General features: G+C 72.2%; 13 protein-coding genes and 1 pseudogene. 9 read left to right on the forward strand and 5 right to left on the reverse strand.

Features of this window, described 5'->3' with window-relative positions; translation table 11 throughout:
- Positions 1 to 13: 13 nt before the first annotated feature.
- Genes ACIA6B_RS01875 through ACIA6B_RS01885 form a run of 3 tightly spaced genes read right to left on the reverse strand, consistent with a single transcriptional unit; the run spans position 14 to position 3,200 of the window.
- Complete coding sequence (locus tag ACIA6B_RS01875; protein ID WP_396769969.1) at positions 14 to 1,336, reverse strand: VWA domain-containing protein; 1,323 nt, start codon at positions 1,334 to 1,336, stop codon at positions 14 to 16.
- A complete protein-coding gene (locus ACIA6B_RS01880) occupies positions 1,333 to 2,730 on the reverse strand; it encodes a hypothetical protein (RefSeq protein WP_396769971.1) in 1,398 nt (465 codons plus the stop codon). Before ACIA6B_RS01880 ends, ACIA6B_RS01875 begins: the two co-directional genes overlap by 4 nt.
- Positions 2,730 to 3,200, reverse strand: a complete 471-nt coding sequence (locus tag ACIA6B_RS01885) for a hypothetical protein (RefSeq protein ID WP_396770213.1) — start codon at positions 3,198 to 3,200, stop codon at positions 2,730 to 2,732. The genes ACIA6B_RS01880 and ACIA6B_RS01885 overlap by 1 nt, the downstream gene beginning before the upstream one ends.
- Positions 3,201 to 3,447: 247 nt before the next feature.
- Here ACIA6B_RS01885 and ACIA6B_RS01890 point away from each other — a divergent pair, with 247 nt between their 5' ends.
- The 3 genes from ACIA6B_RS01890 to ACIA6B_RS01900 are packed head-to-tail and all read left to right on the forward strand — an operon-like array spanning position 3,448 to position 5,381.
- Positions 3,448 to 4,590, forward strand: a complete 1,143-nt coding sequence (locus ACIA6B_RS01890; RefSeq protein ID WP_396769973.1) for an acyl-CoA dehydrogenase family protein — start codon at positions 3,448 to 3,450, stop codon at positions 4,588 to 4,590.
- 9 nt (positions 4,591 to 4,599) lie between these two features.
- Positions 4,600 to 4,815: a DUF433 domain-containing protein gene (locus tag ACIA6B_RS01895; RefSeq protein WP_107156812.1), complete on the forward strand. Its 216-nt coding sequence runs from the start codon at positions 4,600 to 4,602 to the stop codon at positions 4,813 to 4,815.
- 59 nt (positions 4,816 to 4,874) lie between these two features.
- On the forward strand, positions 4,875 to 5,381 hold the full coding sequence (locus tag ACIA6B_RS01900; RefSeq protein WP_396769975.1) for an Lrp/AsnC family transcriptional regulator: 507 nt from the start codon (positions 4,875 to 4,877) through the stop codon (positions 5,379 to 5,381).
- Here the strand turns inward: ACIA6B_RS01900 and ACIA6B_RS01905 are convergent.
- Entirely contained in the window at positions 5,311 to 5,922 is a 612-nt protein-coding gene (locus tag ACIA6B_RS01905) for a histidine phosphatase family protein (protein WP_396769977.1), read from the reverse strand. The genes ACIA6B_RS01900 and ACIA6B_RS01905 overlap by 71 nt on opposite strands.
- A 157-nt stretch (positions 5,923 to 6,079) precedes the next feature.
- On the opposite strand from ACIA6B_RS01905, the pseudogene ACIA6B_RS01910 reads away from it, so the two are divergent.
- Positions 6,080 to 6,274, forward strand: a pseudogene (locus tag ACIA6B_RS01910) (CsbD family protein).
- A 63-nt stretch (positions 6,275 to 6,337) separates the two neighbouring features.
- Here ACIA6B_RS01910 and ACIA6B_RS01915 read toward each other — a convergent pair.
- On the reverse strand, positions 6,338 to 7,744 hold the full coding sequence (locus ACIA6B_RS01915) for a KamA family radical SAM protein (RefSeq protein ID WP_374709240.1): 1,407 nt from the start codon (positions 7,742 to 7,744) through the stop codon (positions 6,338 to 6,340).
- A gap of 154 nt (positions 7,745 to 7,898) precedes the next feature.
- Between ACIA6B_RS01915 and ACIA6B_RS01920 the strand changes: the two genes are divergently transcribed.
- The 5 genes from ACIA6B_RS01920 to ACIA6B_RS01940 are packed head-to-tail and all read left to right on the forward strand — an operon-like array spanning position 7,899 to position 13,248.
- A complete protein-coding gene (locus tag ACIA6B_RS01920; protein WP_199199709.1) occupies positions 7,899 to 8,948 on the forward strand; it encodes a zinc-binding alcohol dehydrogenase in 1,050 nt (349 codons plus the stop codon).
- Positions 8,949 to 8,952: 4 nt separating this feature from the next.
- On the forward strand, positions 8,953 to 10,524 hold the full coding sequence (locus ACIA6B_RS01925; RefSeq protein WP_396769980.1) for an amidohydrolase: 1,572 nt from the start codon (positions 8,953 to 8,955) through the stop codon (positions 10,522 to 10,524).
- A complete protein-coding gene (locus tag ACIA6B_RS01930) occupies positions 10,521 to 12,104 on the forward strand; it encodes a lysine 5,6-aminomutase subunit alpha (RefSeq protein WP_396769982.1) in 1,584 nt (527 codons plus the stop codon). Before ACIA6B_RS01925 ends, ACIA6B_RS01930 begins: the two co-directional genes overlap by 4 nt.
- Positions 12,101 to 12,853 carry an OAM dimerization domain-containing protein gene (locus ACIA6B_RS01935; protein WP_396769984.1) on the forward strand — a complete coding sequence of 251 codons (753 nt, stop codon included), beginning with the start codon at positions 12,101 to 12,103 and terminating at the stop codon, positions 12,851 to 12,853. Before ACIA6B_RS01930 ends, ACIA6B_RS01935 begins: the two co-directional genes overlap by 4 nt.
- Positions 12,850 to 13,248, forward strand: a complete 399-nt coding sequence (locus ACIA6B_RS01940; protein ID WP_396769986.1) for a hotdog domain-containing protein — start codon at positions 12,850 to 12,852, stop codon at positions 13,246 to 13,248. Before ACIA6B_RS01935 ends, ACIA6B_RS01940 begins: the two co-directional genes overlap by 4 nt.
- The last annotated feature ends 19 nt before the right edge of the window (positions 13,249 to 13,267 follow it).

Below are 13,267 nucleotides of genomic sequence, written 5' to 3' on the forward strand. Positions count from 1 at the left end.
CAGGGGTGCTCTCCTAGGTGAGGAAGTTCTTCAGCTCGACGACGAGCTTGCGGATGTGGCCGGAGATGACGGGGGTGCCCAGGTCCTTGAGGCGTTGCCGGAACCAGGGGTTGACGCTCTGGTTGCCGGAGCTGTTGACGGAGCCGACCGGGATGAACTTCACCCCGGAGCGGTGCACGGCCTCGATGCCGTCGAACAGCGGCTGGGAGCGGTCGAACTCGTAGAAGTCGGAGATCCAGACCATGACCGTGTTGCGGGGCTCGACGATCTTGGGGCGGGCCAGCGCCATGGCGACCGGGCCGTCGTTGCCGCCGCCGAGGTTGGTGCGCAGCAGCACCTCGAACGGGTCGTGCACCCACGGGGTGAGGTCCAGCGCCCGGGTGTCGTACGCGATGAGGTGCACGTCGACCTTGGGTAGCCCGGCGAAGATGGAGGCGAGGATGGTGCAGTTGACCATCGAGTCGACCATCGAGCCGGACTGGTCGACCACCACGATGAGCCGGGACGGCGTGGTGCGCCGCGCGGTCTGCCGGTAGTAGAGCCGGTCGACGTAGAGCCGTTCGTCGTCGGGGCTCCAGTTGGTGAGGTTCTGCCAGATCGTGCGGTCGAGGTCGAGGTTGCGGAAGACCCGCTTGGGCGGCACCGAGCGGTCGACGGCGCCGACGGTGGCCTGTGCGACCTGGGTGCGCAGCACCTCGGCGACCTGGTCGACGTAGCGGCGGATCAGTGACTTGGCGTTGGCCAGCGCCACCCCGGACAGGTTCGACTTGTCGCGCAGGAGCTGCTCGATCAGGGACATGCTCGGGGTGAGCCGGGCGGCCAGCGCCGGGTCGGCGAGCACCTCCCGCAGGCGCATCCGGCGGACCAGGTCGCCCTCCAGACCGGCGAGTGTGGTGCCGAGACCGGCCCCGCCGCGACGCAGCTCCCCGGGGGCGACGCCGCATGCCTGCTCGAACCAGCCGGCGTCGGCCTGCCAGCGGGCCAGTTGCCCGGCGCTGACCTCGCCGGCGCCGGTGGCGAACACGTTGAGCAGCAGCTTCGAGGCCAGCGCGGCCCGGCGTACCTCGGTCTCGGTGGGCTCGAACGGGCCGGCCGGGGCATCGGGGTCGGGGGTGAGCAGGTCGCGCAGCTCGTCGGCGAGCGCCGGGAAGCGCTGGACGACGGTGTCGACGGAGACGGCCGGGTCCAGCAGCGCGGTGGGCAGGTCGAGGTCGTCGACGACGGCGACGCTGGCGGATTCCAGCGCGGGCTGCTCGTCGGGGTGGAACAGGCGGGCGAGCAGTCGCCAGTAGAGCACCTGGCGGCGGTTGGCGTGGTCGGCGTGGTCGGCGGTCATCGGCGCAGCAACCTTCCGGCGCGTTCGCGCAGCACGGCCACCGCGTCGCCGGCGCGGGCCTCGGCCTTGGCCACCTTCGGGTCGGTGACGCCGCACGCCCAGTCGCCGTTGTGCGCCTCGACGGTCTGCCGTTTGACGGTGGCCCGCACGGCGAGCGGTTGCAGCAGCCAGCGGTCGTCGTCCCAGCGGAGCAGGCCGAGGCACGCGGTGGCGGCGTTGACGAGCGCCGGGGTGAGCGGCCCGGCGGCGGGCAGCCGGTCGACGGCCAGCGGGATCGTCCGGCCGTCCAGCGCGACCACCGGGTCACCGTCGTCGCCGCGGACGACGCGGCCCTCGACCAGGACCGGTTCGGCGAGCGCGGCGGGATGGCGTTGCAGCGGCGGGGTGGCCGGCGCGGTCGCGTCGGCGAGCAGCACCCGGGCGGTCGCGAACGGGTCGGCGGGGTCGCCGAGCGCGGCGCGTTCCTCGACCCAGTGCAGGTCGCCGCCGTGCGCGGGCAGGTCGGTGACCGTCACGGCCCGCCGCTCGGCGAGGGCCTTGAGCAACACCGGGTACGCCTCCAGCAGCCGCCAGCCGGCCGGCCCGACGATGGTGGCGACCTTGGCCGCGACGACGGTGACCCGGACCAGGCGGCCCGGACCGCCGCCGGCCGGTTCGAGCAGGGCGTGCAGCTGCGCCTGGAACGCGGTGTCGTGCTCGTGCACGTCGACGCCGAGCGGCAGCAGCCGGCCGGACACCGTCTCCGCCGGGGCGGCCTCGCTGGCGGCGCCGGCGGCGAGCAGCACGGCCCGGGTCCACAGGTCGGCCCACCGGCGGGTGGGCGCCGGCGTCGCGGCGGTCACCGGCAGGCCGGCGCGCAGCTCGGCGGCGAGACCGTCCAGCAGCACCGCGAGGCGGCGCTGAGCGGGCTCGGCGAGTGCCGCCTCCACCGGCCCGGCGGCGCCGGAGAGCAGCTCGTGGTCGGCGCCGCGCCAGCCGGCGAGCGTCAGCTCGTGCAGCCAGGCGCGCGCCCCGGCCAGGGCGGGGGTGGCGCCCGGCGCGGCCGACGGCGCGGCGGGCCACGGGGCGCGGGCGCGGTGCAGCGCGGTGTCGAGCCGGTCCAGCAGCGCGTCGTGGACGGCGCCGAGCAGCGCGGCGCGGGCCCCGGCGAGGACGGCCAGGTGGTCCTCGGTGAGCGCGCCGGTGGTCGCGGCGCGCACCGCCTCGGCGGCGCGCTCGGCCAGCGGGGTGCCGTCGACTGCGGCGGCCAGCGCCGCCCAGGCGGCGGCGTCCGGCTCGCCCGGCCGGGCCAGCCCGCGGGTCAGCGAGTCGTCCACGCCGTCGACGACGGCGAGTGCCTCGGCCAGCCCGGCGGGTGCGCCGTCGTCGAGCTGGGTGAGCTGCGCGGCGAGCATCAGCGCACCGCCGCGGTGGCCGGGAACCAGTGCAGCTCGGGCACCGGCGCGGTGCTCGGCGGGACCTCCAGGTAGGCCAGGTGGCGCAGGAAGCGGCTGAACACCACCGCCGCCGGCCCGGGCTCGTGCCGCGCGTCGGTGCGGGCCAGCAGCGCGACGCCGCTGTCGACGCCGTCGCCGGCGTCGATGCGCAGGTAGCGGGCGACCTGCTCGACGCCGTACTGGAGCACGGCCTCGTCGGCCAGCGCGTGCAGGTGCTTGCAGAGCAGGCTGCCGCGCAGGCCGCCGCAGGGGCGGTTGTTGTTGGTGCTGCAGTTGACCGCGTGGCTGCCGGCGGTCACCGAGGAGACGTAGACCCGCTCCACGTCGGACCCGCTGGACACCACCCCCTGCAACCGGCCGTCGGCCAGCTCCACGAAGGGCACCTTGGCCAACTTGCGGGCCCGCGCCGGGGGCGCGACCCGCAGCACGCTCCGTCGTCGCCGTGCGGCGTCCGTCGGCTCCGTCATCGTTTCGACCTTCCCGCCGGAACGCCGTCGCCGGGCACGCCGGAACGCCGTCGCCGGCCCGTGCTCCGTGCCGCTGTGACGACAAGGATCATGGACCACGGGTACGACAGCGACGCGGACTCCCACCGCTGCCCAAACGACCGTTAAGCTGGCAGGGTCCGGACCCGGACGCCGCACCGGCTCACCCACCCCTGGAGCTCATCGCGCTATGAACGTCGACCGGATCCTGCCCACCGACGAGGCACACGACCTGCTGGAGCTCGCCACCGAGCTCGCCGACCGGGAGTTGGCGCCGAAGGCCGCCGGCTTCGAGGAGCGGGCCGAGTTCCCCCGGGACGTGCTGCGCACACTGGGCCGGGCCGGTCTGCTCGGCCTGCCGTACGCCGAGGAGCACGGCGGCGCCGCCCAGCCGTACGAGGTGTACCTCCAGGTGCTGGAGATCCTCGCCAGCCGGTGGCTGGCCGTGGCCGAGGCGGTCAGCGTGCACACGCTGTCCTGCTACCCGCTCGCGCAGTTCGGCACCGACGAGCAGCGCAAGCTGCTGCCCGACATGATCGGCGGGGAGTTGCTCGGGGCGTACTGCCTCTCCGAGCCGCAGGGCGGGTCGGACGCGGCGGCGCTGACCACCCGGGCGGTCCGCGACGGTGACGACTACGTGGTGAGCGGCACCAAGGCGTGGATCACCCATGCCCGGGTGGCCGACTTCTACAACATCTTCTGCCGCACCGGCGGGCCCGGCCCGAAGGGCATCTCCTGCCTGCTGGCCGACCGGGCCACGCCCGGCATCGCGCCGCAGGCGGCCGAGCGCACCATGGGCCTGCACGCCTCCCCGGTCGCGCAGATCGCGTTCGACGACGCCCGGGTGCCGGCCGAGCGGCTGATCGGCGGCGAGGGCGCCGGCTTCGCCATCGCCATGTCGGCGCTGGACTCCGGCCGCCTCGGCATCGCCGCCTGCGCGGTCGGCCTGGCGCAGGCCGCGCTGGACTACGCGGTCGACTACGCGCGCCAGCGGCAGCAGTTCGGCCGCGCCATCGTCGACTTCCAGGGCCTCGGCTTCATGCTCGCCGACCACGCCACCGGCATCTCCGCCGCCCGCGCGCTGCTGTTGGCCGCCGCGCGGCTGCGCGACGCGGGCCGGCCGTACTCGATCGAGGCGGCGAAGGCGAAGCTGTTCGCCACCGACCTGGCGATGCGGGTGACCACCGACGCGGTGCAGGTGCTCGGCGGCGCCGGCTACGTCGCCGACCATCCGGTCGAGCGGTACATGCGCGAGGCGAAGGTGTTGCAGATCGTCGAGGGCACCAACCAGATCCAGCGGCTGGTCATCTCCCGCGCCCTGGCGAAGGGCTAACCTGTCGCGGTGACCTTCCCCCGGATCACCGCCGACCCCGACGTGATGGGCGGGGCGCCCTGCGTGCGGCAGTCCCGCGTCCCGGTGGCCACGCTGCTGGCCATGCTGGCCGACGGCATGTCCGTCACGGACATCCTCACCGATCTGCCGTTCCTCGACGAGGAGGACATGGTGGAGGTGTTGAACTACGCCGCCGACGCGGTCCGCGACCGCACGGCCCGCTGAGCGTCACCGCGGCGAGGCGGGTACGGCGTGGGAGCGCTATCTCCGGTAGGTTGCAGCGCGTGGAGGAGATCGACCGCGCGATCGTGGCCGCGCTGACCGGGGACGGTCGCCTGTCGTACACGGATCTGGCCGAGCGGGTGGGCCTGTCGGTGTCCGCCGTGCACCAGCGGGTCCGCCGGCTGGAGCAGCGCGGCGTGATCAAGGGGTACGCCGCCCGCGTGTCGTTCGAGGCGCTGGAGCTGCCGTTGACCGCCTTCGTGGCGATCCGGCCGTTCGACCCGTCGCAGCCCGACGACGCGCCGGAGCGGCTGGCCCACCTGCCCGAGATCGATTCCTGCTACTCGGTCGCGGGGGAGGATTTCTATCTCCTGCTGGTGCGGGTGGCCGGCCCGGCCGACCTGGAACGGCTGCTGCAGGAGATCCGCATCGCCGCGAACGTCACCACCCGCACCACAGTGGTGCTGTCCACGCCCTACGAGAACCGGCCGCCGAAGATCAGTGGCGAGCTGCCTGGTCGGGGCCGTTCCCGGCCGTCGTCGGAGCCGGCAGGTTCCACCGCTGGATGACCCGCCGGCCGTGCTCGTGGCCGAGCACGCTGAGCGTGGCGGTGTCCAGCCGCAGCAGCCCGCCGGCCGACGGCGGCAGCCCGATCCAGCGCGCCCCGAGCACGCGCAGGCTGTGCCCGTGCCCGACCAGCGCGACGGTGCCGTGCTCCAGCAGCGGGGCGATCCGGTCGAGGACGCGGTCCAGGCGGGCGGCGACGGCGTCCGGTGACTCCCCGCCGGGGCCGCCGTCGGTCCAGATGCTCCAGCCCGGTCGGTCCTCCTGGATGTCCGCGGTGGTGCGGCCCTCGTAGTCGCCGTAGTTCCACTCGGCCAGCTCGGGGTCGGTGGCGTCGACGGTGAGCCCGGCCAGCAGGGCGGTGCGGGTGGCCCGCTGCCGGGGGCTGGACAGCACCCGCGCGAAGCGCCGGCCGGCGAGCAGGGGAGCGAGCGCGCGGGCCTGCCGCTCGCCGTCGGCGGTCAGCTCCAGATCGGTGTACGAGGTGTGCCGGTGGCTGGCGCTCCAGGCGGTCTCGCCGTGCCGGACCAGCAGGATCTCGTTCATCGGCTCAGTCAACCACGCGGGCACCCGACCCGCCCGATACCCGCCTTCACCCTATTGTCCTAGGATGCCTTAGGGGTGGTGCGCCACCGCACGTGTTTGCGATCCGAGGCACCGGGGACGCGACAGAAGAACGCGCAGCCCAGACGAGGAGGGCGAGATGAGCTTCACCGACAAGGCGAAGAACAAGGCCCAGGAGATGAGCGGCATGGCCAAGGAGCGCATCGGTGACGTGACCGACAACGAGCGGTTGCGGGCCTAGGGGGCCAGTGAGCAGAGCACGGCGCGCGCCAGGCAGGCCGGGGAGAACGTGAAGCAGGCCGGCCGCGACGTCAAGGACGCGTTCGAGAAGTGACGACCGACGAAGGCGGGCCACCGGAGTGCCGGTGGCCCGCCTTCGGGTGTGCGTCGGCGCGGGTCAGTCGTCGCGGTGGGCGTGCCACCAGGACTGGCCGGCCTCGGGCAGGGTGTCGATCGGGTCGTAGTAGGCGTAGCGCTTGTTGAGCGCCTCCAGGTCGGCGGACTCGATCGAGGTGCGGTAGTTCTTCGTCCAGTACGAGATGCCACGCTCGCGGTCGTAGTCGGTGAGCATGTGCACCCAGCGCTTGCCGACGAACGGCACGTCGCAGACGATGCGCGGGGTGGCGTAGCCGGGCAGGTAGCCCATGATGTCGTGCTGGAGCTGCTGGGCGTGCCAGACCGGGACCCGCCAGTGCTCGGCGTTGGGGATCATGTCGCACATGTAGAAGTAGTACGGCAGGATGCCCGTCTCGCCCTGGAGCGCGAAGCAGAGGTCGAGCAGGTCGGCGCTGGTGGCGTTGACGCCGCGCATCAGCACGCCCTGGTTGCGGACGTCGCGGACACCGACGTCGAGGGCGGTCTGGGCGGCCCGGGCGACAAGCGGCGTCAGCGACTGGGCGTGGTTGACGTGGGTGTGGATGGCGAGGTTGACGCCGCGCCGGGCGGCGGTGCGGGCGACGCGTTCGAGGCCCTCCACGACGTCGGGCTGGAGCCAGTGCTGGGGCAGGCCCATCAGGGCCTTGGTGGCGAGCCGGATGTCGCGGATGGTTTCGATCTCCAGCAGGCGCATGAGGTAGGACTCAAGGTTGCGCCAGGGCACGTTGGCGACGTCGCCTCCGGAGACGACCACGTCGCGTACGCCGGGGTGGGCCTTGAGGTAGGCGATGTGGGCGTCGTAGCGGTCGACGGGCTTGAGCGTCAGCTTGAGCTTGTCGACGGCGGGCGTGGAGTTGCCGACGAGGTCCATGCGGGTGCAGTGCCCGCAGTACTGCGGGCAGGTGGAGAGCAGCTCGGCGAGGACCTTGGTGGGGTAGCGGTGGGTGAGGCCCTCGGCGACCCACATGTCGTGTTCGTGGAGGCTGTCGCGGCTGGCGTAGGGGTGTGAGGGCCAGTCGGTGCGCCGGTCGGAGGCGACCGGGATCATGTAGCGGCGGATCGGGTCCGCGAGCAGCGCCTCGGTGGTCATGGGCGCGAACGGCACCATCGTGTTGATCATTTGTGGCGGCACCAGCATGGACATGGTGGCCAGGGCCTTCTGGTCCGCTTCGAGGTCGGCGTAGAAGGTCTCGTCGACGGTGTCGCCGAGGACGGCGCGGAGCTGCTTGATGTTCTTGACGCAGTTGACGCGCTGCCACTGGGCGTTCTCCCACTGTTCGCGGGTGACGTGGCGCCAGCCGGGGAAGCGGGTCCAGTCGGGTTCGACCAGGGGGGCGCGCCGGTACTCGTAGGGCTGTCCGGCGGCGGGGACGGCGACCGGCGTGGAGCGGGGCGTCGGGATGGTCTCCACCGGTTGGGTCTGGGTCACGGCCCCTCCTCGTCTGCGGTGCGGTTGATCAACCTTGCGAAGGCTACTGGAGAATCTGCGGTGAAGAAATTAGTCTGCCGTAAGTTTTCCCGCGACGCGAACCCCACCCCGGGGTTCGGGCGGCTGGACGTAGGGGGTCGGCGTGACGTCACCGGTGGGTCTGCACCGAGTCGTGGAACCGGCGGGGGTGCTGCCGCAGGCGGCCTGGCGGTTGGACGCCGACCCGCGGATCGCGGCGAACGAGGTGCGGATCCGGGTGGAGCGGCTGAACCTGGACGCGGCGAGTTTCCGGCAGTTGGCGGAGAAGCACGGCGGGGACGGGGAGAAGGTCCGCGCCGAGGTGCTGGAGATCATCTCGACCCGGGGGAAGATGCAGAACCCGGTGACCGGGTCCGGCGGGATGCTGATCGGCACGGTGGAGGAGGCGGGCCGCCGGTCCCCGTTGGGGCTGCGCGCGGGCGACCGGGTGGCCACGCTGGTGTCGTTGACGCTGACGCCGTTGACGATCTCCGACGGGCTGGAGAGGTGGGACGGGCGCAGCGAGCAGGTGCCGTGTGACGGGTACGCGATCCTGTTCGCCCGGTCGATCGCCGCGGTGCTGCCGGCGGATCTGCATCCGGAGCTGTCCCTGGCCGTGCTGGACGTGTGCGGGGCGCCGGCGTTGACGGCGCGGGTGGTGGCCGAGCAGGTGGCGCGGCGGGCCCGGGAGGGTGACGCGCGTCCGGTGTCGGTGGCGGTGATCGGTGGGGCCGGTAAGAGCGGGTCGTTGTCCCTGGCGGCGGCGCGGCGCGCGGGCGCGGGTCGTACGGTCGGGGTGGTGCCGGTGGCGGCGGAGCGGGACGCGCTGACGGCGGCCGGGTTGGCCGACGCGGTGGCGTTGGCGGACGCGCGGGATCCGGTGGGGTTGTCGTCGGCGGTGACTACGGCGTTGGGGGTGCCGGCGGACGTGACGGTGGTGTGCGTGGACGTGCCGGGTTGTGAGCACGGCGCGGTGTTGGCCACGGCGGACGGCGGGACGGTGATCTTCTTCTCGATGGCGACGAGTTTCGCGGCGGCGGCGTTGGGCGCGGAGGGTCTGGCGGCGGACGTGACGATGCTGGTGGGGAACGGGTTCGTGCCGGGGCACGCGGAGCTGGCGTTGGAGTTGTTGCGGGCCGAGCCGGGGGTGCGTGGTCTGTTCGAGGCGCGGCTGGCGGCAGACTGAGGTCATGACGAATCCCTCGACGCTGTACCGCGGTGGAGTGTTGCATTGTCCGGCCGAGCCGAGCGCGACGGCGTTGTTGGTGCGGGACGGGCGGATCGCCTGGTTGGGTGCGGACGCGGAGGCGCCGTCGGCGGACCGGGTGGTGGAGTTGGACGGCGCGTTGGTGACGCCGGCGTTCGTGGACGCGCACGTGCACGCGACGGATACCGGTCTGGCGTTGTCGGGACTGGATCTGTCGGGGGTGCGGTCGGCCGGGGAGTTGCTGGACGCGGTGTCGGCGTTCGCGGCGGGGTTGCCGGGTGACGCGGTGGTGCTGGGGCACGGGTGGGACGAGTCGACGTGGGTGACGCCGGTGGTGCCGGACGCGGCGGCGGTGGATCGGGCGGCGGGTGGGCGGCGGGTGTATCTGTCGCAGGCGTCGATCCATTCGGCGTTGGTGTCGGCGGCGTTGCTGGCGGCGTGTCCGGAGGTGTCGTCGGTGGCGGGGTACGACCCGTCGGGTTGGTTGCGGCGGGACGCGCATCATGTGGTGCGGGCGGCGGCGTTCGGGTCGGTGACGCGGGCGCAGCGGGTGGCGGCGCAGCGGCGGGCGTTGGGGCATGCGGCGTCGTTGGGTATCGCGGCGGTGCACGAGTGCGGTGGTCCGGGCATTTCGGATGAGGAGGACTTCACCGGGTTGTTGGGCGTTTCGGGGGCCGGGGTGCCGGAGGTGTACGGGTACTGGGGTGAGCTGTTGGGTGCGGCGAAGGCCCGGGAGTTGGGTGCGGTGGGTGCGGGTGGGGATCTGTTCGCGGACGGGGCGTTGGGGTCGCGGACGGCGCACGTGTCGGCGGCGTACCTGGACGGGGAGCCGGGGGCGTGTGGGCACGGGTACGTGTCGGCGGAGCAGGTTCGTGATCATTTGTTGGACTGTGCGGCGCACGGGATGCAGGGCGGGTTCCACGCGATCGGGGACGCGGCGATCGGCACGGTGTTGGCGGGGTTCGCGGCGGCGGCGGAGCGGGTGGGCACGGAGCGGTTGCGGGCTGCGCGGCACCGGGTGGAGCACGCGGAGATCATGAGCAAGCGGTTGATCGCCGGGTTCGTGGAGTTCGGGATCGTGGCGTCGATGCAGCCGGCGTTCGACAGGTTGTGGGGTGGCGCGGGTCGGATGTACGAGTCGCGGTTGGGCTTGTCCCGGTCGTTGGAGTCGAATCCGATGGGTGCGATGCACGGGGTGGGGGTGGCGTTGGCGTTCGGGTCGGATTCGCCGGTGACGCCGTTGGATCCGTGGGGTTCGGTGCGGGCGGCGGCGGCGCATCACAATCCGTCGCAGCGGATGAGTGTGCGGGCGGCGTTCGCGGCGCACACCCGTGGTGGGTGGCGGGCGGTGCATCTGGACAGCGAGGGGGTGCTGGCGTTGGGGGCGCCGGCGACGTTCGCGGTGTGGGATGCGCCGGCCGGGGTGGAGCGGGGGTTGCCGGTGCTGTTGGCGGCGGATCCGGAGGTGCGGGGGCCGGATGATCCGACGCCGCTGCCGGTGTGTCGGGCGACGGTGTTGCGCGGTGACGTGATCTATCAGGAAGGGTCTTCGTGACAGGGAAGCTTGGGCTGGATCCGGTGCTGGTGGCGCGGGCGCGGGAGTTGGCGCGTCGGGCGGGACAGCCGGTGGTGGATCTGGCGCGCAGCCACACCACGGTGTCGGTGGAGCGGGCGGTGCTGCGGCTGGCCGGGGTGTCGGGCGCGGACCCGGACGGTATTCCGTGGGTGAACCGGCTGGTGGACGCCGTGGTGGCGGATGTGGGCCTGGGTCACGGGGTGGCGGTGCCGGTGTTCGACGCGTTGGCGCGGGAGGGCGTGTCGGATGTGACGTTGCTGGCGCAGAAGGCGGCGGCGGGGTCGGTGCGGTTCGAGGTGCCGGCTGCGAAGGCGGCGACGGCGGCGCGGCGGGCGGCCCGGAAGGCGGTTGCGGCGGGGATCCGGCAGATCGACAGGCGGCGCGCGGAGCGGGATCGGCTGGTCAAGCGGCACGGGGATCCGAAGCAGCGGCCGTGGATCTATCTGATCGTGGCGACGGGGGACATCTACGAGGACATTCCGCAGGCGCAGGCGGCGGCGCGGGCGGGCGCGGACGTGATCGCGGTGATCCGGTCGACGGGGCAGTCGTTGTTGGACTATGTGCCGGAGGGGGCGACCCGGGAGGGGTTTGCGGGCACGTACGCGACGCAGGAGAACTTCCGGTTGATGCGGGCGGCGTTGGATGAGTCGTCGCGGGAGTTGGGCCGGTACGTGCGGTTGACGAACTACGCGTCGGGGTTGTGCATGCCGGAGATGGCGACCCTCGCGGGCCTGGAGCGGCTGGACATGATGCTCAACGACTCGATGTACGGGATCCTGTTCCGGGACATCAACCCGATCCGGACGTTCGTGGATCAGCGGTTCTCGCGGCAGGTGCACGCGCGGGCGGGGATCATCATCAACACCGGTGAGGACAACTACCTGACCACGGCGGACGCGGTGGACGAGGCGCACACGGTGACGGTGTCGCAGTTGCTCAACGAGTTCTTCGCGCACGAGGCGGGGTTGTCGGACGGGTTGTTGGGGTTGGGGCACGCGTTCGAGATCAATCCGGATGTGCCGGAGTCGTTCCGGTTGGAGTTGGCGCACGCGTTGTTGGCGCGGGAGTTGTTTCCGGACGCGCCGTTGAAGTGGATGCCGCCGACGAAGCACATGACCGGGGACGTGTTCCGGGGGAATCTGTTGGACGGGTTCTTCAACCTGGTGGGGACCATGACGGGGCAGGGCATTCTGCTGGTGGGGATGATGACGGAGGCGGTGGTGACGCCGTGGTTGTCGGACCGGGACGTCGCGTTGCAGAACGTGCGGTACGTGTTGGGCGCGGCGGGTGGGTTGCACGAGGATTTCGTGCCGGCGCCGGGCGGTTTCATCCAGCAGCGGGCGCATCGGGTGCTGGGTGAGGCGGTGGGGTTGTTGGAGCGGATCGGGGAGCAGTCGTTGTTGACGGCGATCGCCGAGGGCACGTTCGGGATCATGAAGCGGCCGGCGGACCGGGGTAAGGGCCTGGACGGGGTGGCGCGGCACGCGGGTGACTACTACAACCCGGCGACGGAGATCCTGGAGCGGCCGGCGTCGGGCGGAAGCGGAGTGCCGGCATGAGCGGGAAGACGGTGGTGCGGCCGTACGGGGACACCACGGGTGACGGCATGGTGCAGGTGTCGTTCACGTTGCCGGTGCCGCACGACAAGCGGGCCGAGGGCGCCGCGGTGCAGTTGGCGAACAAGATGGGCATGGATCCGGCGATGCTGGTGCACGCCAAGCCGATCGGGGACGGGTTCACGTTCTTCGTGGTGTACGGGCGGGTGAACCACCTGGTCGACCTGGAGAAGGTGCAGGTGGTGGAGCGGGATTTTCCGCTGCTGTCGGCCAAGGAGGTCAACGCGGTGGTGAAGCAGCGGCTGCGTCGTAAGTTGTCGGTGGTGGGGGCGTGTATCGGCACGGACGCGCACACGGTGGGCATCGACGCGATCCTGAACGTGAAGGGCATCGCCGGGGAGAAGGGCCTGGAGTACTACCGGGAGTTGCGGGTCAGCAACCTGGGTGCGCAGGTGAGTGTGCCGGAGTTGGTCGAGGCGGCTCGGGCGGAGAAGGCCGACGCGGTGCTGGTGTCGCAGGTGGTGACGCAGCGTGACGCGCATCTGCACAACACGCGGGAGATGTCGGCGGCGTTCCGGGAGGCGATGCCGGCCGGGAAGCGGCCCCTGTTGATCGTGGGTGGGCCGCGGTTCGACGAGACCATGACCGACGAGTTGGGCGTGGACCGGATCTTCGGTCGCGGGACGACTCCGGGCGAGGTGGCCAGTTACCTCGTGCACGCGTTGATCACTTCCAGGAGGGCGAGCAGTTGAGCGAGCAGGATCCCCGGGTGGGGTTGACCGTGACGCACCGCCGGTATGTGCCGTACTCGCACGCCCACTACGCGGGGAACCTGGTGGACGGGGCGTACGCGTTGGGGTTGTTCGGGGACGTGGCCACCGAGGTGTGTATTCGTACCGACGGCGACGAGGGGCTGTTCGCGTCCTATTCCGATGTGCAGTTCCGGGCGCCGATGAAGGCCGGTGACGTGCTGGAGGTGGTGGCGACCGTCATCCGGGTCGGTACCCGCAGCCGCACCATCGACTTCGTCGCGCGGGTGGTGTGCCGGGGCCGTCCCGATCGGGGTGAGTCGGCCGCCGAGGTGCTCGCCGAGCCGGTCGTGGCGGTGACCGCCACCGGCACGGTGGTCGTTCCCCCGGCGGCGTGAGCACGGTGGTGCGGCGCCC

The organism is Micromonospora sp. NPDC051141 (assembly GCF_044455765.1).
Taxonomy (GTDB): domain Bacteria; phylum Actinomycetota; class Actinomycetes; order Mycobacteriales; family Micromonosporaceae; genus Micromonospora.

Bases quoted from the DNA above. Each gene is read 5' to 3' on its own strand.
- ACIA6B_RS01875 (WP_396769969.1), bottom strand. From the start codon at position 1,336: ATGACCGCCGACCACGCCGACCACGCCAACCGCCGCCAGGTGCTCTAC.
- ACIA6B_RS01880 (WP_396769971.1), bottom strand. From the start codon at position 2,730: ATGCTCGCCGCGCAGCTCACCCAGCTCGACGACGGCGCACCCGCCGGG.
- ACIA6B_RS01890 (WP_396769973.1), top strand. From the start codon at position 3,448: ATGAACGTCGACCGGATCCTGCCCACCGACGAGGCACACGACCTGCTG.
- ACIA6B_RS01905 (WP_396769977.1), bottom strand. From the start codon at position 5,922: ATGAACGAGATCCTGCTGGTCCGGCACGGCGAGACCGCCTGGAGCGCC.
- ACIA6B_RS01925 (WP_396769980.1), top strand. From the start codon at position 8,953: ATGACGAATCCCTCGACGCTGTACCGCGGTGGAGTGTTGCATTGTCCG.
- ACIA6B_RS01935 (WP_396769984.1), top strand. From the start codon at position 12,101: ATGAGCGGGAAGACGGTGGTGCGGCCGTACGGGGACACCACGGGTGAC.